This is a genomic window from Paraburkholderia sp. BR10923 (assembly GCF_040948765.1).
In the GTDB taxonomy this organism is placed as follows: Bacteria; Pseudomonadota; Gammaproteobacteria; order Burkholderiales; family Burkholderiaceae; genus Paraburkholderia; species Paraburkholderia youngii.
The window spans coordinates 305,084-325,468 of sequence record NZ_JBFPKO010000008.1; the positions used below are offsets into that span (position 1 = coordinate 305,084).

Sequence of the window (20,385 nt, forward strand, 5' to 3'; positions counted from 1 at the left end):
CGTCCCTGCGACCTTACTTACGCCTTGAAGTTGTATTGCGACAGCGGCATGCTGCGCACGCGCTGACCGGTCAGTCTCGACACGGCATTCGCGACCGCCGGCGGAACGGCTGGCAGTGGAGGCTCGCCGATGCCCCCCATCTTTGCACCGCTCTCGACGATCCGGACATGCACGCGTGCCATGCGAGCGGGCGGAAGGATCGGGTACATGTCGAAGTTGCGTGCAACCGGCATACCCTTCTTGTAAGCAGCCTCTTCCAGCAGGACCTCGGAGAGCCCAAGTGCGGCAGCACCGCTAACCTGGTGCTCAATGATGGCCGGATTCACGATGCTTCCCGGGTCGATTGCTTCCCATACATCGTGGACCTTGACGTGGCCATTCTCGATAGACACCTCCGCGATAGCCGCGGTCTGCGAGCCGAAAGGCGACGCCATTGCGACACCGCGTGCGCGCCGGGTGCCATCCTCGGCGGTGAATGGTCCACGCTTCCATCCTCCCGAGAGTTCGGCGACTGCGCTCAACAGATGCGTCAACCGCTGATTGCCCTGCAAAAGACGCATCCGCAAATCGTAAGGGTCGTGGCCGCCCTTATCGGCCAATTCATCGAGAAACGTCTCGTACAGGAAGTCGTTGTGGGAATTGCCGACGGAGCGCCAGTAGCCGAGCATCACAGGCGTCTTTACATAGAGCTGCGCAATGCGTCGATTCGGAATCTTATAGGCTTTGCCCGTCAGTCCCTCGAGTGCAGTTGGATCGAGCTTTGTGTCGCGCTTGTTGGCGATCCCCTCAGTGGGTCCCTCGGTTGCGCTCACTGCTTCGAGGGCAACAGGCATCCCGTTCTCATCGAGCCCCGCACGGAAGCGCACCACCGCCATTGGACGCAATATGTCGCGCAGGAACTCTTCTTCGCGGCTCCAGATCACCTTGACTGGACGCCCGGTCTCCTTTGCAAGCTGGACAGCCTGCGGATACGGACTGGCGGTGTTGTAGATGAAATGTCGTCCAAAGAAGCCGCCGAGCAACGGTGAATGAATCGTAATCTTCGCCGGATCGAGTCCAGTTCTTTTGACCATATCGGCCAGAAACAAGTCCGGCGCCTGGTTGGGCAGCCACACCTCGAGGGTACCGTCTGCATTGAACCGCGCGAGCGATGAAGGCGGCTCCAACTGCGCATGATTGAGGTACTGACTGTGATAGGTCGCGGTGACGGTCGTGTGCGCGTCCTTTAGTGCGCGACTGACGTCGCCGATAGTCTCGGCAGTATCGCCCGATCCAGGTTCGGCGGCTAGTCGGTCGCGAAACGCCTGCGTCGAGAAGTCGGCAGGCATGTAGCGCAGCGTCGATTCCGGTCCAGGCTCGTGCCATTCGACCTGAACGGCCTCGGACGCGCGTTTGGCGTTCCACCAACGTTCCGCCACAACCGCGACTGCGCCGGGCAGACGATGAACGGAATGCACCCCCTTCATTGCCTTGATCTGGCTTTCGTTACGGATGGAACCAACGGTCATGCCAAGTCTGGGCGCATGCTGGACAGCCGCGTGCAACATGCCATCCACGCGTACGTCGATACTGTAAATCGCCTTACCTGTCGATTTCTCGTGGACATCCAGCCGCCCCATGGGCTTGCCGATCCAACGGAACTCGCTCGGATTCTTTAGTTTCACGCTATCCGGTTGAGGAACCGGCAGGTCCATTGCGCTCGTTGCGAGTTCTCCATAGCTGAGCGATCGGCCCGATGACGCATGGATCACCCGTCCCGGCTGGGTCGTCAGTTCGCCGACCGGTACGCGCAGATGTTGAGCCGCCGCCTGCAGCAGCATTGCGCGGCCAAGCGCACCCAGCCGACGCATCGTCGGATAACTCGACCGGACGGACATGCTGCCCCCGGTAAACCGTGTACCAATGTCCATGACCTGAAACTGCCGTCCAGGAGGAGCGGTATCCACGATGAACGTCGCGGGGTCTACATCCAATTCTTCGCCGACGATCTGCGCCATGGCCGTGAAAACGCCCTGGCCGCCCTCGATGAATGGGCTTTGCAGCCTGACAGTGCTGTCGGGCCGTATCTCGAGAAAAGCCGGTACGTTCGTACCCGGCGCCGAGTTCGCCGCGGCTTGCGCGCGCGCCCGACCGACCGGCAAACCAAAACCGAGGACCAAGGCGCCAGCCGCCGTCCCCACGGACGCGAGCAGAAAACGCCGTCGTGAAATATTGCGCGGCTGCTCTTCGATCGGGAACTGCTCCGACGGGCTATCCAGCAGGTTCGTCATTAGCTTTGCTCCTCGTCGACCGTCCCTTGTCGAACGGGTGCGCTGACAGCTCCAATGCTAGCCAACGCAATCCTAGTAGTCGCCGCAACCGGTTCGCCTGCCGGATGTGCCGCCAACTGTCCGGGAACGCCAGCCGCCGAACTAGCCGTGTGTGGCGCGCCGCCCGCCACTTCATGGACTGCCGCGCGGATCGCGTTGTAGGTTCCGCATCGACACAGATTGGTCATCGCGGCCGCGATGTCATCGTCACTCGGACGAGGATTCTGCTTATGGAGCGCGGTTGCCGCCATAACCTGACCGGACTGGCAGTAGCCGCACTGTGGAACTTGATGTTTGACCCAGGCTGCGACGACGCGCTTACCGACCTCATCGTTTTCGATGGCTTCGATCGTCGTGATGCTCCGCCCCGCGACACCTTCTACTGGGGTTACGCAGGAACGTACCACTGCGCCATCGATGAGGACGGAACAGGCTCCGCACTGCGCGATTCCGCAGCCGTACTTCGTACCCGTCAGACCTAGTTCATCGCGGATCACCCACAGCAAGGGCGTATCGGCATCCGCCTCTACCGCATAGGTCTTGCCGTTGATCTGAAGCTTCATAGCTCTCCAATTGCTCGATTGAAGTCGGCCCCGGCGCAACGAGATCCGACAGACAGGTACCGTCCCGTATTGACATTCCGTCTTCGCTGGACGACACGCTATTTTCCTAGACCCAGCCGGATTTGATTAGTTAAAAAGCCTTAACGGGGACATAAGACGCACTTATCAATCATGGGCTGGCCTCATGTCGAGAGGCGCCGCCTATCGTGACGCCTCGCGGACGAAAAGGACGCGTGCTCGCCTAGCGCAGGCGCCCGTCCGAAAACAAATCAAAGATTGAGCGCGAGCGCGATGAGTGCTCCGGAGAGAGCCATTAGTCTCGCTAAACGTCTTTTCGATTCAGGGTAGCCGCACGATCGGAAATGACCAGCTTCGCCATTACCGCGAATGCGCCGGAGATGGCGATGCCTCGCATCGTCATTCAGGTTGGGCGTGCACGGTCGCAGCCATCGGCGTCGGCAGGCTAACGGGGATGATTTCCAAGGCGATCAGCACGAACCCCACACATGCTCGTTCCAAAGACGCCCCCACTACGAAGAGGATATTGTTTCGCGCGCAGTTTGCGCGACCGTGCGACTAACAGGAGAAGCCTCGAATAGTTCCTTGACTATCTAATCAATATCTAAAAGGCCACATAAGATAGACTAATTAATACCCAAAATACGAGACTGCACGATGGCTAGACGCAACCTCAACGATCTATTGGCTTTCGTCACGGTGGCGCGCGAAGGCAGCTTTACCCGCGCCGCCGCAGCGTTAGGCGTGACCCAATCGGCGCTAAGCCAGACTATTCGCGGTCTGGAGGAGCGCCTGCAAATCCGGCTGCTCACGCGCACAACACGAAGCGTCTCGCCGACCACGGCAGGCGAGCGCCTCTTGGCTGCAATCGGTAATCGCTTCGAGGAGATTGAAGCGGAACTCGAGGCCTTGACTGAATTGCGCGCCAAGCCTGGGGGAACCGTGCGCATCACGTGTGGTGACAACGTGCTCCACAGCATCTTGCTGCCCAAACTCACGCCGCTATTGCGCGAATATCCGGACCTCAAGATCGAGTTCGACGTGAATTACGGCTTTCGCGATATCGTAGCTGACAGGTTCGATGCTGGGGTTCGTCTCGGCAACACGATCGACAAAGACATGATCGCCGTACCTATCGGCCCGCCACTGCGACTGGCGGTGGTCGCGTCGCCGGCCTATTTTGCTGTGCACCCGATCCCAAAGACTCCAGATGAATTGACGACGCACGACTGCATCAATCAACGCATGATTACGTCCGGCGGATTGTACGTGTGGGATTTCGAGCGCCGAGGACGCCGTCTGAACGTACGCGTCGATGGTCAGTTGATTTTCAACACCTCTCAGCCTCAGGTGGACGCGGCGCTAGCGGGACTAGGCATCGCCCTGCTGCCCGACGACGAACTGATGGATCATATCGAGGCCGGCCGACTCGTACGCGTGCTGGAGGACTGGTGCCCAAAATTCGATGGCTACCACCTGTATTACCCCAGCAGGCGTCAGCCATCGCCAGCGTTTTCGCTGGTGGTGCAAGCGCTGCGCCAAACGGCCTCAAGCCCGACTAGGCGGTGAATTAGAAGCCAACATGATGGCGCGACTCGTTAGCCCTCTCTCCATGCACCCAAGGCGAAGGTCGAGCCACATCGCCTACAAGCACGCCCCTTGGAGCACGAAAACTCCACCGGGGTATGTTTGTTTCGGCCGGCCGCAATACGCGGCCGATCAGACCGACCCCGGACTATGGGCGCAGCAATACCTTGATCGCACGCCGCTCATCCATTGCACGATAGCCTTCTGCCACCTCCGCGAGCGGCAATTCGAGGTCGAACACCTTGCCTGGATTAATCTTTCGCGCAAGCACCAGGTCGATCAGTTCAGGCAGGAAGCGACGCACTGGCGCGGGGCCGCCGAGAAGCCGCCGTTGGCCAAAGAAGAGCCGCTCCCCCTCCAAAGCGACGCCATGCGGCACGCCGACGTAACCAATCGACCCGCCCGGACGCGAGCTATTGATCGCCTGAAGCATCGACTCTTGCGTCCCCACACACTCCAGCACGGAGTCTGCGCCCACGCCTTGTGTCAGTTCCTGGATGCGCGCCACGCCTTCGTCGCCGCGCTCGGTAACGATGTCGGTGGCGCCGTATTCGAGCGCGAGCGCCTGGCGGGTTTTGTGGCGACTCATCGCGATGATGCGCGCTGCGCCCATCTGCTTCGCCGCGAGCACTCCCATGAGCCCCACCGCGCCGTCGCCGACCACGGCAACGGTTGAGCCGGGCTTTACATCCGCCGCATCCGCCGCGTACCACCCAGTTCCCAGCACGTCGGACACGGCAAGCAGGCTTGGAATCAGATCATCGGCGGGAAGATCGGATGTCGCTACCAGTGTGCCGTCGGCAAGCGGCACCCGCGCACGTGGTGCTTGCGCCCCGCTCATGAACTCACGCTGTCGGCAAGACGACTGGAAGCCAAAGCGACAATGTGGGCAAGTGTTGTCTGACAGACAGAACGAGCCAATTACGAATTGTCCTGGACGGACCGACGTAACTTCGCTACCGACCTCTTCAACGATTCCGCAGTACTCGTGCCCCATCGCCATCGGTTCGGTGATCTCATTTCGTCCGCGATAAGGCCACAGGTCCGATCCGCAGATACAGCTAGCCGACAGCCGGATGATGGCATCAGTCGGCTTCAGGATGGTCGGAGTCGGACGCTCCTCGAAACGTACATCTCCCGGTCCATACAGAACGGTTCCTAGCATTTCTCAGATTCCTCACGTCATTTACCAATACTCATTCTAGGGTGCGGTACGCTCGATCATTCATTACTTGAGCAGCAAGGCCCTATAAACGTGTCTCATCAATTGACCCGGAAGAGCTCTGACAAATGCACACTCGGCATCAGCAAATGAGTCCCACGGGGTCACGGAACGCCGATTCATCGACACGCAGCGAAGATGGCCGACGCCTCGCGATCGATGGCTTGAACGACGCAGCGCGCGGGTACCTGCGCCTTACCGGTAGATCATTGCGCGACTGCTCAGTGTGCGGCAAAGGCCACACGGTCCACCTCGAGGGTGCGCTGGCTGATGACACGCCTGGCCATCCTACCGCGGGCGCCACCTGATCAGAGCCATGTTCACTGACCGGTGCGTAGTGCTGTACCGCTTTCCAATGGCCTTTCAATGGGTGATAAAGCCATTGAGTTGTCTCGGCGTAACGTGGACATACGCGGTGGTCTGAGCGGTCCTCTTGTGATTGTGAAGTCCAACTTATTGATTGTCCATAATTCATTGCTTGTTGATCAAGCGATGTCCGGCGAGACTGATGCCACATTCAAAACAATTCCCTCTGCCGGAGACGCTGTATGACCGGAGCAGTGGTTTCGGTCGACGTTGCCCAGACTGCATGCATTCCGTACGTATGGGGGCTTAGTTCGGACAAGCCAGCAGGAAAGGCATAACGCGCGCGCCGGTACTTGGGTGTAACGAAGTGCGTTTGCGCGCGCCTTGATCTGGATCGACTCACTTACATTAGCGACAGGCGAAATGAAGACGTACCAGCATTGGATTAATGGAGCGTGGGTGAGTCCCGCGCGCGCTGAATGGCTCGATTCAGTGGATCCGTACGACGGGAAGGTGTGGGCCCGGATTCCGCGGGGCAGCAGCCAAGATGCCGACCGCGCCGTGGCGGCTGCGTACGATGCGATGCACCACGGACCGTGGAGTCGCATGACTGCGACGGAGCGCGGAAAAATTCTTCGCCGGATCGGCGACCTGCTCGCGGATGCCAAAAACGCGCAGCGTTTGGCTGAAATCGAATCCAAGGATAATGGCAAGATTCTCGCGGAGATGCAAGGGCAACTGAAGTACCTTCCTGAACACTGGTACTACTTTGCTGGCATGGCCGACAAGATTGAAGGCAGTGTGGTCCCTGTCGACAAGCCCGATATGCTCGCGATCACCTGTCGTGAGCCCGTTGGAGTAGTGGCAGCACTTACCGCGTGGAATTCCCCTTTGATGTTTTCCACCATCAAGTGTGCGCCGGCACTCGCGGCGGGCTGTTCTGTCGTACTGAAGCCGTCCGAGTACGCATCGGCAAGTTCCCTTGAGTTCGCAGCGTTGACAAAGGAAGCGGGTCTGCCAGACGGGGTGATCAACGTTGTCACAGGGCTTGGACAGGAACTAGGTACGCCGCTGGTCGAGCATCCGGACGTGGCAAAGATCACGTTCACCGGCTCCGACGTGACCGGTGCCAAGGTATATGAAACCGCGGCACGCACGATGAAGCGGGTGTCGATGGAACTAGGAGGTAAATCACCGAACATTGTGTTCGACGACGCGGATCTCGAAAGCGCCTGCATCGGGGCGGTCGCCGGCATCTTCGGGGCGTCCGGGCAGATGTGTACTGCAGGTTCGAGGCTGCTGGTGCAGAACTCTATCCGACATGCCTTCACCGAACGTTTGCTCGGTATTGCACGCAAACTGAAGCTGGGTGATCCGATGCGCGCGGACACGGAAATCGGCCCGATTGCTACCCCACCTCAATTCGAGAAGGTTCTGCATTACATCGATCTCGCCAAAGCTGAGGGCGCCCAATGTATTCTCGGGGGAGAGGCTGCGAAGGGGGCGGGATTGGGCGCGGGACAATTCGTGGAACCCACGATATTTACTGATGTTTCGAGCAGCATGCGCATTGCCCAGGAAGAGGTATTTGGCCCCGTACTATCGATCATCGGCTTCGACACTGAGGACGACGCGATAAAAATTGGCAATGACGTCATCTACGGGCTGGCGGCCGGAGTGTGGACGCGAGACGTGGGGCGCGCAATTCGGATGTCGAAGGCGCTAAGGGCCGGGATGGTCTGGGTCAACACGTACCGAGCCTACAGCTTCACTACGCCAATTGGCGGAATGAAACAATCGGGCCTTGGGCGCGAGAGCGGAATGGAGGCGATCAACGATTACCTCGAAACGAAAAGCATCATGATTTCAACTGCGTCGATCGGCCTTGACGCTTTAAACATGTCAAGCCGTCCCGACCTATGGCGGCGGCCGTGGATCCTTTTTGGGACATGAGCAGGATGTTCGTTCCAATCCTGTCTTGAACGCTTACATCGAGAGATGCCCAGACCAGTCCGCCGAACCATTTCTCCACCACCAGTCGCAGCCGCATCGGCGATAAACCACTAGGCGACCCAATTCCCTGCCGCTGGTAGGAAAAGGCCAGTGTCGGACGCACGCCGCCCCGACCTCTGAACATAGTTGCACGCACGGATTAGAGACAAAGTGAATTACGTGGATCGAGATTCAAACATGTGGGACGACATTGTCGTCGGTGCAGGAAGCGCGGGCTGCGTCGTGGCTGCTCGCCTCAGCGAGAACCCCTCGCGGCGCGTTCTCGTCCTTGAGGCCGGCCCCCCGGATGTATGGCTCATGAAACCGTTCGGCCTCAGCTATTATCTTGACTTCTCACGCTTCGAGTGGGGTTATTGGTCCCAGTCCGACTCCACCCGCAATATGCGAACCGACCATTGGCGGCGCGGACGCGTTGTGGGCGGCAGCGGTAGTATCAACGGCATGAACTATGTGCGCGGCGCCCGTGCCGACTACGACCGTTGGGCTGCCATGGGCAACGTCGGCTGGTCGGCCGATGACGTCATGCCCCTGTTCCGGGACATGGAGCGTTGCGAGCCCGGCTACCATTCGCCGCCTGACTACTCAATCCGTGGCGATTCTGGTCCGCTGCCCATCCGGGAGGTGCGGCACTGCCATCCGCTCACGGAGGCGTTTCTCGATGCTGCACAAGCGGCCGGCATTCCGCGCACACACGATTTCAACGGTGCGCAGCAAGAAGGGGTTGGCTACGGACAATTCAACCAGCACCGCGGAATGCGAGTCAGTTCGGCCGATGCATGGCTCAAACCGGCGTTGCAGCGCAAGAACCTGAAGCTGGTCACGGATGCGCTCGTACACAAACTACTGGTAAAGGAAGGTAGGGTTACGGGCGTCACCTACGAGCGCGATGGCGTCGTGCACGAGGCCCGGGCTGGCCGCGTCATCTTGTGCGGCGGAGCGATCAATACGCCACAGCTTCTGATGCTATCGGGCATCGGCGATGGAGCGGAACTGCAAGCGCTTGGCGTCAATGTTGTTCTGCATCAGCCTTGCGTTGGACGCAACTTGATGGAGCACCCCCTCATTAGGCCGAGTTGGCGCGTGAAGCGGCCCAGCTACAGCCCAACAAGCAACTGGTTGCGAATGGCAGGCTTTGGAGCCAAGTTCTTGTTGACGGGGCAAGGACCGCTTGCCACGATTACAGAGGCCATGGGATTCCTGAGGACTTCAAGCACGGAACCCATACCGGATGTACATATGCTCTTCTCGGTCGCAGGCGCGGTCAACGACGACGAGCTCAAGTTTTACAAGAGCCTGAAGGTGCTGCCCTATCCTTCGTTCTCAATGGTGCTCGACAAGAGCTATCCCTTGAGCCGGGGCACCATCCGTCTCGCCAGCGCGGACCCTAAGACAGCGCCGTTAATCGAACCCAACCTTCTGGGAAATTCCGGAGATGTGGAAACGTTGGTGAAAGCGATAGGACTTCTGCGTCGTATCGTCTCCAAGTCGCCGTTGGCCGATATGGTGATGGAGGAGGTCGAACCAGGCCCACACGCTACCTCCGAAGCCGCGTTGGTCGAGTACGTGAAGGCCCGCGCCGGGCTGGCGTACCACGCGTCGGGCACCTGCCGCATGGGAGTCGACGACATGGCAGTAGTGACGCCCGACCTCAGGGTAAGAGGACTGGAGAACCTCTGGATCGCCGATGCGTCGGTGATGCCTGACCTGATCAGCGGAAACATCAACGCGGCGTGCATGATGATCGGCGAGAAGCTGGGGCGGCAACTCAAAAACTGATAGGTGCGAAAACCAAGCTGGCTGCACTCATCCTGCCAACTGCCCTGAGGAACCTGGGCTTGAGCACGTAAATCAATGGGGCAATGGGAGTTCGGGGGACGGAGACCGCGCCAAAGCGGCGAACTATGGCGCGATATCGTCAGCGTGACTGTTGACCGCGAGCGTCGGATACCATCGCTCGATGGGTGATCTCAATTGGTAATTCAGGACCACCGTCCTCACCCGCAGAAGAGATGCGCGAGTGCGGGCCCCACGCCATCTGCTGCCGCTTCACAAAGCGCTTGCTAACCACCTGGTTGACCGCCGATTCGACGAAGCTCGAGGTAATCGGCCCCCTTGATGGTAGCGGTCTCCGATCGCTGTCTGCCAAAGCTACAGCAGCGCCCTCCTCCCGCAACCATCGCACACATGCTAGACCGACACCACACGCAGCACCTGTGGTGGCAACCACCTTTCCTTCGAATCGCTTCATGGTAATTTCTCTTATCGTACCGAACGCATCTAGGAAATATCTGTTCCGCTGAAATCTCTCAAGTGCGGCGCGAAGGCACCACCCGTGTACGAACGGGGCATGCTAAGAAAACGTACTGAGGAAGGCGCTCGCATTGTCAAGTGATTCAAGATTGAGCACCAGGTCGATTGCTCTTTCAGTTCTCTCTCGAGACAGAGGGTTGGCCGCAACCGACGCACAGTCGCGGAACTTTGCGGCGATCTGCTCCCACGACATTGGCGCTTCGGGGCTGCCCGGCACGTTGTCACCAATCCGAGCGAAGCGCCGGCCGTCGCGCGTCAAAATCTCCATGCGCCCATCGGGGATCTTCATCTTCCAGTCAAGACTGCTGTCTTCCAGGGGGACAACCTTCTGGGCGATTGCAAGCACCTGCGGGTCATGAAGGGCTGCGGCGCCGAAATCGGAAATTCGAATCTGGCCACGCGTCGCCGCCAAGGCCACACAGAATGGAAGACTGAATTTCGCATCGACGAGTGTCCCCGGCGTGCGGCGAAGATCCAACGGATAGCACATGCGTTGGTGAAAATCCCCGACGAACACCTTGATCTGCTCGATGTCGCTCGCTTTCAGACCATGTTCTCTCATCAATTCGATTGTCGCGTGGATGTATGTATGCACATTCCCAACAGCCGGCCACGCCTTGTAAAGCATTGACGCGCCCAGGTAGTCTCTGCCCAACCCCTCGACCATCTTGTCGCGTTCGTATTTCCCTCCGAAGTAGACCATCAAGAATGGAGAGAAGAACAGGTACTTCCGCTGATTGACGATGTCATCAAATGCTTTGGTGTGGACCGCGTCCTCTTTGGAGGTGATTGGCCGGTACTCGAACTGGCCGCGACTTATCGTCAATGGGTAAGTCTTGTCGACCGATCAACACGTTATATGTCTCGTGAAGACCGACTGAAAATCTTTCGCGGTAATGCGATCAAGACGTATCGCCTCGACCTTTGCGCTACGCCATAGAAAGGTGTGCCGTAACCAAACCTCGTATGGACAAATCGAAGCCGATGACGAGGGGCCAACGACAAACCCGCCGTTCGGCCTAGGCCGCTGCGCTCACCAAATTGAGTCTACGTAGGTGTGCGTTCGTAAACAAGCGTCTGGAGTAATGAGTGCACCACCAAGCGCAATGGTCGTGGCAACGATGACTTTTTGATGAGACGTGAGCGGCACCGAAATGTTCGCCGCCCGTACGGCGATCGAGAAATCGACGGGAATCACGCGCATTCCCTCTATCGTAGCCAATGTCAACAGCCAGCTTCGGGTGCTCACCGACAATGCGAGTCGCCCGTCTTCGATGAACTTGCCGACATCAAGCACACTGATGCTCGAAATCGCAACTTCGCCCACTTTCATTCCACGCTCGACTGCCTCACGAGCTGCTACGCTCAGCTTGCCCTGGTCGCACAGCCATAGCAGCAAGGCGCAAGTATCGAGCACAATCATGGAGCGCTCTCTCAACTCTGAGTTTGGTCGGGTGTGGCTTCCGGATCGAAGTACACGATTCCAGCACGAAGAACGTCTATCGGACTATCGCGACCAGACGTATAACGGCGAATTTCTATGGTTGGCTTCCCACGACTCGTCACAACCACCTTTTCGCCCAGAGCCTCAACTTGGCGGAACAGTTCACAAGCTTTAGCCTTAAACGTCGCCTTCGAGATGCGCTTTTCCATCTTATCTCCCCGATGTCACTCACCGCATTGCTGCTACTAGCTGCTTACAACAGCCCCACTTTTATCCGCAACGGTTGGTCGAGGCAAGCGCGCGAGAAGCACCACTCGGTGGATTACAAAGGAAATCTTCCGATTCCCCAACCCGTAACTCCACGTCACACCCAAACTCCCAACGGCTACTAGCCGTCTATGCAACAACATCACTGGAGTGTTGCACGGGGCGGCGGACCCCGCGCTGCACTTCGTTTGATTCCTTCGGAAACGCGGAGCCGGGCGATCACTTCACGGTGCGTGGGCAACGCCTAAGAGCCCCAGCGGCCATAACCGGTCATCCGCTAGCCTCGCCGCCCACACCACTTACCATTGTGGTACGCAATTCGCGATATTGGATTTTGTGATGGCTGGCGTATCAACCTCCACGAATTGACCTTTAGGTGCGTTCGGGTTCGTAGCAGCGGAATACAGTGCCTTAAATGCGAGTCGCCCCATTTTCTCCGGTTCGACGCACACTGTGCCGTCGACGTCGCCAGTCTTGATAGCGGTTACCCCAAGACGAGAGCCGCCCCAACCAACCAGCTTGGCGTGAGAATCAGCTGCGCGTACCGCCTTCGCGCATCCAATCACCAAGTCGTCCGCCTGGTTGTAGAACAGATCCACATCGGGATGAGCCGTCAAAATATTCTGGCAGACTGACTCGCCCTGCTCAGGCGTGAGGTTAGTGGGTTGCGACGCGACAATCCGGTACTTAACGCTGGCTTTCTCAAGGCCCGTCTTGAACCCCTTTGTTCGCTGCCAATTTTGAGCCATACCGGGTGCCCCTTCGAGGATAGCAATATTTGCCACGCGGCCTTTCGGCAACAGTGTAGCCGCCATTTCGCCGGTGATTTCGCCTGTGTGTATCTCGTCGCTTGAAACTAGTGCGGCGACCTCTGGGTAAACTTCTCTAATTGGTCGCTTTTGGGGATCTCCAATCTCGGTCGCCACGGAGACGAAAGGTACACCGTGTGCCGCGACACGATCCGCCCAACTCTTCCCGACCAAACCGTCAATGGGAAGGATTGCGATGCCATCCACCTTCTGAGCTATCAAGTCGTCGATAGCGTTACTTTGGGTCTCAACATTAGCCTTCCCATCAAGAACAATAACTTTCACACCGGCTTTCTTCGCTTCTTCCGAAAATCCTTTTACTACTGATACATTAAAGGGGAACTGCATCCCTGCAGCCACGTAGCCTAGCGTGAGGGTCTTCGCCTGCACGCTACCAAGACACATTGCCCCTGCGCCGCAGACCGCGACTAACCACTTGCAAACTCCTCTCATCTTTTCTCCTTTTACTTAGTTATACGTATTACAATAAAGGTGCTCGATTAATCTGCGATACCACTTATGAGTGCGACTATTCTTTGAACGACACTGCAATATCTTTCGTCCGACTGAACTGGCGTATCACCCGAACAACGACGACGATGGTCGTAACGAAGACCTGCCTGCTTGGGTTCGCGTCCTCTGCGCTAGTTACCGGCTTCAATCTCCGGACTGGCTCATGACATCGATGGGCGGGCGGAGCCCCTTGCAAATCTCATCTAGTCTCTTTCGGGACGCCGAACGTGCTGCCTGCCGCAGTCAAGCCTGCAGACGTACGCAGCCGCACGCCTTTGGTCTCCGGGACAAACTGCGTCAAGATGAGACAGGCGATCGCAACGAAAGCAACGTAATATGCAGGTGCAAGAGGGGACCCGAATCCGCGAACAAGAAGCGTTGCAATGAAGGGCGTAGTACCCCCGAAGACGGCAACGCTCAACTGATACGAGATCGCATGTCCGGTCGCACGAAATGAAGTCGGAAAGAACTCTGGCGCGGCGACAAAACAAGCCCCTCCATACAAGCCAACTCCGACCGTAAGCAGCAACTGACCCAGAAGTGCACCGCTAATAGTTCCGGTGGCGGCGAGGTATACGCCAGGATATGCGGCGATGGCTAGCCACAAGGCTCCTAGGGTAAGAATGCGCTTTCGGCCAAAACGGTCACTTAGCACCCCGCCAATCGGAATCATGAGCGACAACACAACGATGGCCGCACCGTTTGTAAAAAGCGCGGTCGCCGGCTCCAGCTTCGCCACACGCACAAGAAACGTGTACATGAAACCCAGAAGCAGATATGAACCGACCGTCTGGATAGGTTGAATCATTGCGACGTTGAGCATCCCTCGAAGACCACCTGCTCGGAGCGCCGTTCCAAGTGGGTTCTTCGAACCAGTCCTTCGCGTGGCCTGCTTAAACTCCTCGGGCTCGTCCAGATTGCGGCGGAGCCAGAATCCAACAATCCCGATCAGTCCGCCCGCAAGGAACGGTACACGCCAGACCCAGTCTGCATACGAAGTTGCACCGGCTCCCACTTGAAGGGCAATCAACAACCCGGCTACCAGAGCATTAGGCAAATGCGAGAAGACCAAGGTAAGGCCTATCCATCCTCCTCTGCGGTCGTCAGGTGCGGATTCGAGAATAAAGCTGGTGGTTCCGGTGGTTTCGCCGCCCAGCGCAAGTCCTTGAGCGATTCGGCACGCGACTAGGAGTACAGGGGCCGCGATGCCAACTTGAGCATAGGTGGGCAGAAGGCCTATCACGGCTGTGCCCAGCGCCATCAACCAGACTGTCGTTGCCATGACCTTCACGCGACCGACCTTGTCTGCCATAACACCAAACAACAGCCCCCCTAGCGGTCGAGCGAAAAAGGCGACTGCGTAGACGGCAAAGGTACTTAGCAATGCCGCAGTACGATCACTGCCTGGAAAAAAGTGAATCGAAAGAATCGGAACCGAAAATCCGAACACCGCGAAATCGTAAATTTCTCCAAAGTTGCCGATGGAGCCGGCCGACAGTGTACGAATTGCACTTTGCTTTGCCACGTTTCCTCCAATCAACCTGCGCATTAGACGCGCGATAGCCAGTTCACCATTGCTTCAACCGGCGGTCGCCGTCCGAGTTATGTTGGATGCCCCTGACAGACAGAACTGGACGCGCTTAGCTGGTGGCACCGCTCTTATAAGATTCGACTGAGACGAAGAATGTCGGGAAGTCCGAAGTCGGTAACATCAGGTTTCGCCAACCCTTGGGCAAGTGCTACCTTCGCCGCAATCTCGTAAGCCACCGATCGTTCGCGTAACAATGCGCACAGCCCCTCAGACAGAATCTCCCTGTCGGCTGCCGTGAGAGAGTCGATGTAGGTTTGACCGGTACTATTCACGAACGGCTCCTGAACCAGTGCGCGATTCGAGACTGCGTCCAACGTTCTTGCATCGGAATAAACCCGGCTTCGGCAGGCCGCCGCGTTCTAGCCTTCTGTCCGGCGGCCTGCATGGAAAGAATTTATTGCAAGACATCCGTCATTTTCCATCTGGAGCGTAAATCTCCCGACGCCAGAGAGCGGCTTCTATCGCCTCCGTCGACGAGCGCCCCCTACCGTATAGATAGCGGCTGCCGTGACAACCACTGTTCCCTCGATGACGCCTTGATAGTTCGCGCCCAGGTTCAGGATGTTGAATCCGTTCGTCAGCGTGAACAGCAGCAGTGCACCTGCGAGCGTCTTGATGACCGATCCGGCGCCACCAAACAGTGATGTTCCACCAAGAATGGCCGAGGCAATGACAGTGAGTTCTGCGCCTTGCATTGCGGTTGGATTCACCGCACCAAGTCGACTGCCGAAAAGAACACCGCCGAAGCCAGCCGCCGCGCTACAGAGAATGAACCCCGCCATCTTGTATCTCTGAACGTTGATCCCTGACAAACGGGCAGCCTCAGGATTACCACCCACCGCGTACACGCGGCGACCGATAGTGGTCAGATTCAGCACAAACCAGACGACGATCGTGAATACGAGCATATACACGACAGGTTTCGGCATCGAAAGCGACAGTCCGCCCGCCCACACAAGAGCAAAACAGCATACGCCGCCAATGACCATGCCAACCGACGTCACGGGGACGTTATGCGCCTGACGACGTGCTCGCACCAGAGACCAGAGACCCGCCAGGAACAAGCCGGCTCCAATGATAAGCAGCGGAATCGCAATCGAAAAACGACCCGATTCAAACATTCGCATTGCCTGCAATGCTTCAGGTGTTTGCACCGACAAGGATTGCCCATCGGTGTAGATCTGGACAACGCCACGGATTGCGGTGAGCGTACCCAATGTAACGATGAATGCATTAATGCCAAGATACTGGACGATCGCACCATTCAGTAAGCCTGCCAGAACCGAAACCAGCATCGCCACGCCCGCTGCTGGCCAAAACCCAAGTGTATCTGCCAGACTCACAAGTACCGCTGCAGAAAGGGCCGCCACGGATGCGACAGAAAGATCGAAGTTACCCGTAATCAGGATCACCGTCATTGCGACAGCGATAATCGCCACCAACGACGCCTGATATAGAACATTCGAGATGTTTCCCAAACTGAGATAGCTCGGGCGTCCCGTGTAAACCGTCACAAACGAGATTCCTGATACGAGCAAGACGAGAGCGTAATAAACGCCCATCTCGCGCAGGCTGAACAAGCGGCGCCAATCGGTCATTTGTCCCTGAACTTTTGGTGAGCTGCCGCCCGTTGGTCCACCCGATGATGCATCGCTACCGCGAGCGGGGCTGGAATGTGTTGAAGTTGTGAGATTCATGATTACTCGCTCTACAAGGGTTGCGCGTTACTTTGCTGTGCGTCGTCTGAATTCGCACTGTGACCGCCCGCCAGCAAGACCAGTTCGTGCTCGGAGGTCTCGTGGCCGACGCGCTCGGCGATGCAACGTCCGTCACGCATGACGAGTATTCGACTGCTCACCGCAAGGATTTCCTCGAATTCAGAAGAAACAATGACGACTGCCTTGCCAGCCGCCGCTAGCTCTCGAACAAGCAACAAGATGTCCGTCTTCGCTCCAATATCGATGCCAGCGGTAGGCTCGTCCAGGAGAAACACCTTCACGTCGCTAAATAACCATTTGGCAATCGTCACTTTCTGCGCATTGCCACCGCTTAGTTCTGTCACGAGAATGTCAGCCGAACTCGCCTTGATCGATAGGCGCCGGATAGCCTCCTCTCCACGTTCCAGTTCACGTGCTTTGTCCGGGAGCCAGCGACCGCGCGCAACGCCATCGAGTGCTGGGAGGGTCGTATTGCGCCAAATTTCGAAGCCGGGTACGAGACCTTGTGCCATCCGGTCTTCAGGTACCAATCCGAGACCCGCCCGAACGGCCGAAGCAGTCGACTTACGAATATTCTCGCCATCGACCAGGACCTCACCAGTAGCATCCGGATCAGCACCAAAAATCGCATGGAGTAGCTCGCTGCGGCCTGAACCAAGGAGACCTGCGATTCCAATGACTTCGCCCGCCCGCACCCTCAACGAGATCGGCTCCAGCTTGCCGATCGACGCCAAATCTTTCAGCTCGAGCAACACCGGAGCTCCAGCATCGATCTTTTGCGGCGGTGCTTTTTCCAGCGCAACGATCTGCCTACCAACGATAGCCTCCGCGATACGCGATTCGTCGAGTTCACTGGTCGCTGCGTCAACCACGGCTTGTCCATCCCGCAGAATGGTTACTCTGTCGGTGAGCGCCACGACTTCGTCCAGGAAGTGTGAAACGAAGAGAATGGCCTTGTTTTCGACACGCGACAGTTGCCGCACGATTTTGTATACGACCTCCCGTTCGTTTGCCGCGAGTGAAGCGGTCGGCTCGTCCATGACGATCAGATCAGCCCCCGTTCCCAGGGCCTGCAGAATCGCAACCATTTGACGTTGACCAATGGAGAGGTCGCTGACCAGGCCGTCTGGATCGAGCCAATATCCAATTGTCCGACACAGGTCGGAATAGCGCGTCCGAATCGCCGAATTGCGGCGCCACCGGCCTTCCTCGCTCAAGAACACGTTCTCGAGTACCGATAGAGTCGGGACCAGGGGAATGTGCTGGTGAATCGTCGCGATTCCCATGTCATTCGCCGCTTTCGGACTCGAATACTCAACGGCCGAGCCCTTCCAAACGATCTGCCCACCCGAGGCTGGCAACGAGCCAGAAAGGATCTTGATCAAGGTCGACTTCCCGGCGCCATTAGCGCCCAGGAGCCCATGCACCGTGCCACGCGAAACGTCAAGGTCTACTCCGCGTAACGCTACAAGACCGTTCGGGAACGTCTTCGTCACACCCTGTAGCTGCAAGAGTGGAATCTCATTTACCATTTCGTTGCCTCCTACCGCCTCGGTTGACATCAATCCTGCTTACCACTCAGGCACGCAGCTGGAAAGCGTCGCTTTCGTCACCTCTGGCGTGTCGACATCGACGAACTTAGCCTTCTGCACGCCTTGATTTTGCACTGCTGCATACAGCGCTTTGAACGCCAGCGCTCCCATTTTTCCCGGTTGAATACAGACCGTGCCATCGACATCGCCCACCTTGACGGCGTTGATTCCAAGCTTGGATCCGCCTCGGCTGACGAGCTTTGCGTGCGATCCTGCAGCACGCACGGCTCGGGCACAGCCGATGACCATGTCGTCTGCCTGATTGAAGAAGAGGTCAACGTCCGGATGCGCCGTGAGAATGTTCTGGCATACGGACTCACCCTGCTCCGGGGTCCAGTCGGTAGGCTGAGAGGCGACGATCTGATATTTGATACCGGCTTTGTCCAGACCTTCTTTGAACCCTTTCGTCGTCTGCCATACCGTGGGGTAGCCAGGAGCTCCCTCGACAATTGCGATTTTCGCCGTCCGATCCTTCGGGAGCAGCTTTGCGGCAATCTGCGCCGCGTCATATCCAACGTGCACCTCGTCGCTGGCGACGAGCGCGGTCAGCTTCGGGTAGACATCGGCGATTGCGTGCTTTTGCGGATCACCAATCTGCGTTGCGACCGCGACGAACGGGATGTTGTGCGAAGTAGCGCGATCGGCCCATGATTGAGCCACCACCGCATCGATTGGCAGCACAGCGATACCATCGACTTTCTGAGCGATCAAATCATCGACTGCGTTTCCTTGCTTCTCCACGCTAGTCTTCGCGTCAAGAACAATAGTTTTGACGCCTGCCGCCTTCGCAGCCGCCTCGAACCCCTTCGCCGCGGCCACGTTAAAGGGATATTGCATCCCTGCAGCCACGTAGCCCAGCGTGATATCCTTGGCAAGCGCGGCGTTTGTAAGAAGCGCCGCAGTACCAGCCAGGCCGATGCAGGCCAAACTCTTTAAACACTTTTTCATTTCTGTCTCCACTTAAGTTGTCTTGGCCCGCATAACCAATCGAATCGATTTCGAGTGGCTCAGCGGCCTTCTGTTCGTAAGCCCTGATGTCTCTGTCAGAATACATTGGCGCAGGTAATGCTCACGATGCCCGGCCCCTATTACCATTGGGGAATACAACTCGAAATATTTTCTTTCGTCACACCTGGCGTCGGGATTTCGATGAACTTGGCCTTTTGGATGTCGGGGTTTTTCACAACCGCGTACAGCGCCTTGAACGCTTGTTGCCCCATTTCCTCCGGTGCTACGCACACTGTGCCGTCAACTTCTCCGGCCTTGATTGCAGCAATTCCAAGGCGTGAACCGCCCCACCCGACGAGTTTTGCTTTTGAACCAGCCGCATGTACGGCGCGCGCACAACCGATAACCATGTCATCGGCCTGGCTGTAGAAAAGGTCGACGTCTGGATGAGCAGTCAGGATGTTTTGACAGACCGCCTCGCCTTTCTCTGCCGTCCAGTCTGTGGGTTGCGACGCTACGATCCGATACTTGACTCCCGCCTTGTCAAGACCGTCCTTGAAGCCCTTGGTGCGCTGCCAGACTTGCGGATACCCCGGTGCACCCTCCACGATGGCGATGTTGGCTACGCGACCTTTCGGAAGCAACTCCGCTGCAATCTCGCCGGCATTAAATCCGGTGTGAATCTCATCACTCGCGACAAGGGCTGCGAGCTTCGGATATACCTCCTTGATGGGTCGCTTCTGAGGGTCGCCCAGCTCGGTGGCAACCGAGACCAGAGGAATCCCATGGGCAGATACACGGTCCGCCCAGCCTTGCGCGACGACGCCATCTAGCGGGAGAAAGGCGATACCATCGACCTTCTGCGAAACAAGGTCGTCAATAGCGTTGGCTTGTCTTTCGACGCTGGTCTTCGGATCCAGGACAATTGCTTTCACACCAGCCGCTTTGGCAGCGTCCTCGAACCCCTTCGCGACGGCAACATTGAACGGATACTGCAGACCTACAGCGACGTAACCGACCGTGATTTCCTTCGCCTGTGCCGCGCCCACTGACGAAAACAACAGGGCTGCTGCCGCAATGCCGAGAACACGCTTTCGAAACTTGCCCATCGTCTGTCTCCAATATGGATTAATTTTGTCCAGCAGCTTGCCCGTCATCGAGCAATTTCGAGTCTA

17 protein-coding genes and 1 pseudogene are annotated in these 20,385 nt (G+C 57.6%); 4 read left to right on the forward strand and 14 right to left on the reverse strand.

Going from position 1 to position 20,385, the window contains the following annotated elements; all coding sequences use genetic code 11:
• Positions 1-17 precede the first annotated feature (17 nt).
• Together AB3X94_RS17875 and AB3X94_RS17880 are read right to left on the reverse strand one after the other, a co-directional pair.
• Positions 18-2,270, reverse strand: a complete 2,253-nt coding sequence (locus tag AB3X94_RS17875; protein ID WP_368612225.1) for a molybdopterin cofactor-binding domain-containing protein — start codon at positions 2,268-2,270, stop codon at positions 18-20.
• Complete coding sequence (locus AB3X94_RS17880; RefSeq protein ID WP_368612226.1) at positions 2,270-2,872, reverse strand: (2Fe-2S)-binding protein; 603 nt, start codon at positions 2,870-2,872, stop codon at positions 2,270-2,272. Before AB3X94_RS17880 ends, AB3X94_RS17875 begins: the two co-directional genes overlap by 1 nt.
• Before the next feature lie 675 nt (positions 2,873-3,547).
• Here AB3X94_RS17880 and AB3X94_RS17885 point away from each other — a divergent pair.
• Positions 3,548-4,459, forward strand: a complete 912-nt coding sequence (locus tag AB3X94_RS17885; protein WP_035490811.1) for a LysR family transcriptional regulator — start codon at positions 3,548-3,550, stop codon at positions 4,457-4,459.
• Positions 4,460-4,625: 166 nt separating this feature from the next.
• Here the strand turns inward: AB3X94_RS17885 and AB3X94_RS17890 are convergent, their stop codons facing one another.
• Positions 4,626-5,642, reverse strand: coding sequence for a zinc-dependent alcohol dehydrogenase family protein (locus tag AB3X94_RS17890; protein ID WP_368612227.1), 1,017 nt, complete (start codon positions 5,640-5,642; stop codon positions 4,626-4,628).
• A gap of 786 nt (positions 5,643-6,428) precedes the next feature.
• Here AB3X94_RS17890 and AB3X94_RS17895 point away from each other — a divergent pair.
• Both AB3X94_RS17895 and AB3X94_RS17900 read left to right on the forward strand, forming a co-directional pair.
• Positions 6,429-7,958, forward strand: coding sequence for an aldehyde dehydrogenase (locus AB3X94_RS17895; protein ID WP_368612228.1), 1,530 nt, complete (start codon positions 6,429-6,431; stop codon positions 7,956-7,958).
• Positions 7,959-8,195: 237 nt separating this feature from the next.
• Positions 8,196-9,794, forward strand: a complete 1,599-nt coding sequence (locus tag AB3X94_RS17900; RefSeq protein ID WP_368612229.1) for a GMC family oxidoreductase — start codon at positions 8,196-8,198, stop codon at positions 9,792-9,794.
• Between the two features lie 123 nt (positions 9,795-9,917).
• Here AB3X94_RS17900 and AB3X94_RS17905 read toward each other — a convergent pair.
• Positions 9,918-10,125: pseudogene (locus tag AB3X94_RS17905) on the reverse strand (ISKra4 family transposase); the annotation flags it as partial.
• 243 nt (positions 10,126-10,368) lie between these two features.
• On the reverse strand, positions 10,369-11,154 hold the full coding sequence (locus AB3X94_RS17910) for an MmgE/PrpD family protein (RefSeq protein ID WP_368612230.1): 786 nt from the start codon (positions 11,152-11,154) through the stop codon (positions 10,369-10,371).
• Between AB3X94_RS17910 and AB3X94_RS17915 the strand changes: the two genes are divergently transcribed.
• Positions 11,065-11,268 (forward strand): amidohydrolase, encoded by a 204-nt coding sequence (locus tag AB3X94_RS17915; protein WP_368612272.1) that lies wholly within the window; start codon positions 11,065-11,067, stop codon positions 11,266-11,268. The genes AB3X94_RS17910 and AB3X94_RS17915 overlap by 90 nt on opposite strands.
• Positions 11,269-11,361: 93 nt before the next feature.
• Here AB3X94_RS17915 and AB3X94_RS17920 read toward each other — a convergent pair whose 3' ends face one another.
• The 9 genes from AB3X94_RS17920 to AB3X94_RS17960 form a co-directional block, all read right to left on the reverse strand.
• Positions 11,362-11,751 carry a type II toxin-antitoxin system VapC family toxin gene (locus tag AB3X94_RS17920; protein WP_368612231.1) on the reverse strand — a complete coding sequence of 130 codons (390 nt, stop codon included), beginning with the start codon at positions 11,749-11,751 and terminating at the stop codon, positions 11,362-11,364.
• An 11-nt stretch (positions 11,752-11,762) separates the two neighbouring features.
• Positions 11,763-11,981: a type II toxin-antitoxin system Phd/YefM family antitoxin gene (locus tag AB3X94_RS17925; protein ID WP_368612232.1), complete on the reverse strand. Its 219-nt coding sequence runs from the start codon at positions 11,979-11,981 to the stop codon at positions 11,763-11,765.
• A 357-nt stretch (positions 11,982-12,338) separates the two neighbouring features.
• Entirely contained in the window at positions 12,339-13,301 is a 963-nt protein-coding gene (locus AB3X94_RS17930; protein ID WP_184225707.1) for a sugar ABC transporter substrate-binding protein, read from the reverse strand.
• Between the two features lie 259 nt (positions 13,302-13,560).
• Complete coding sequence (locus AB3X94_RS17935) at positions 13,561-14,886, reverse strand: MFS transporter (RefSeq protein WP_311733458.1); 1,326 nt, start codon at positions 14,884-14,886, stop codon at positions 13,561-13,563.
• A gap of 134 nt (positions 14,887-15,020) precedes the next feature.
• Positions 15,021-15,224 carry a hypothetical protein gene (locus AB3X94_RS17940; protein WP_176106109.1) on the reverse strand — a complete coding sequence of 68 codons (204 nt, stop codon included), beginning with the start codon at positions 15,222-15,224 and terminating at the stop codon, positions 15,021-15,023.
• A gap of 186 nt (positions 15,225-15,410) precedes the next feature.
• Positions 15,411-16,649 (reverse strand): ABC transporter permease, encoded by a 1,239-nt coding sequence (locus AB3X94_RS17945; RefSeq protein ID WP_157646332.1) that lies wholly within the window; start codon positions 16,647-16,649, stop codon positions 15,411-15,413.
• A gap of 11 nt (positions 16,650-16,660) precedes the next feature.
• Positions 16,661-18,232 carry a sugar ABC transporter ATP-binding protein gene (locus tag AB3X94_RS17950; protein WP_368612233.1) on the reverse strand — a complete coding sequence of 524 codons (1,572 nt, stop codon included), beginning with the start codon at positions 18,230-18,232 and terminating at the stop codon, positions 16,661-16,663.
• A gap of 9 nt (positions 18,233-18,241) precedes the next feature.
• Positions 18,242-19,210, reverse strand: coding sequence for a sugar ABC transporter substrate-binding protein (locus AB3X94_RS17955; RefSeq protein ID WP_018434077.1), 969 nt, complete (start codon positions 19,208-19,210; stop codon positions 18,242-18,244).
• 140 nt (positions 19,211-19,350) lie between these two features.
• A complete protein-coding gene (locus tag AB3X94_RS17960; RefSeq protein ID WP_368612234.1) occupies positions 19,351-20,367 on the reverse strand; it encodes a sugar ABC transporter substrate-binding protein in 1,017 nt (338 codons plus the stop codon).
• Positions 20,368-20,385 lie beyond the last annotated feature (18 nt).

What these genes read in the sequence shown, in the direction of transcription:
- AB3X94_RS17875 (WP_368612225.1), bottom strand. Translation starts at nt 2,270, where the DNA reads ATGACGAACCTGCTGGATAGCCCGTCGGAGCAGTTCCCGATCGAAGAG.
- AB3X94_RS17880 (WP_368612226.1), bottom strand. Translation starts at nt 2,872, where the DNA reads ATGAAGCTTCAGATCAACGGCAAGACCTATGCGGTAGAGGCGGATGCC.
- AB3X94_RS17885 (WP_035490811.1), top strand. Translation starts at nt 3,548, where the DNA reads ATGGCTAGACGCAACCTCAACGATCTATTGGCTTTCGTCACGGTGGCG.
- AB3X94_RS17890 (WP_368612227.1), bottom strand. Translation starts at nt 5,642, where the DNA reads ATGCTAGGAACCGTTCTGTATGGACCGGGAGATGTACGTTTCGAGGAG.
- AB3X94_RS17895 (WP_368612228.1), top strand. Translation starts at nt 6,429, where the DNA reads ATGAAGACGTACCAGCATTGGATTAATGGAGCGTGGGTGAGTCCCGCG.
- AB3X94_RS17900 (WP_368612229.1), top strand. Translation starts at nt 8,196, where the DNA reads ATGTGGGACGACATTGTCGTCGGTGCAGGAAGCGCGGGCTGCGTCGTG.
- AB3X94_RS17920 (WP_368612231.1), bottom strand. Translation starts at nt 11,751, where the DNA reads ATGATTGTGCTCGATACTTGCGCCTTGCTGCTATGGCTGTGCGACCAG.
- AB3X94_RS17925 (WP_368612232.1), bottom strand. Translation starts at nt 11,981, where the DNA reads ATGGAAAAGCGCATCTCGAAGGCGACGTTTAAGGCTAAAGCTTGTGAA.
- AB3X94_RS17930 (WP_184225707.1), bottom strand. Translation starts at nt 13,301, where the DNA reads ATGAGAGGAGTTTGCAAGTGGTTAGTCGCGGTCTGCGGCGCAGGGGCA.
- AB3X94_RS17945 (WP_157646332.1), bottom strand. Translation starts at nt 16,649, where the DNA reads ATGAATCTCACAACTTCAACACATTCCAGCCCCGCTCGCGGTAGCGAT.
- AB3X94_RS17950 (WP_368612233.1), bottom strand. Translation starts at nt 18,232, where the DNA reads ATGTCAACCGAGGCGGTAGGAGGCAACGAAATGGTAAATGAGATTCCA.
- AB3X94_RS17955 (WP_018434077.1), bottom strand. Translation starts at nt 19,210, where the DNA reads ATGAAAAAGTGTTTAAAGAGTTTGGCCTGCATCGGCCTGGCTGGTACT.
- AB3X94_RS17960 (WP_368612234.1), bottom strand. Translation starts at nt 20,367, where the DNA reads ATGACGGGCAAGCTGCTGGACAAAATTAATCCATATTGGAGACAGACG.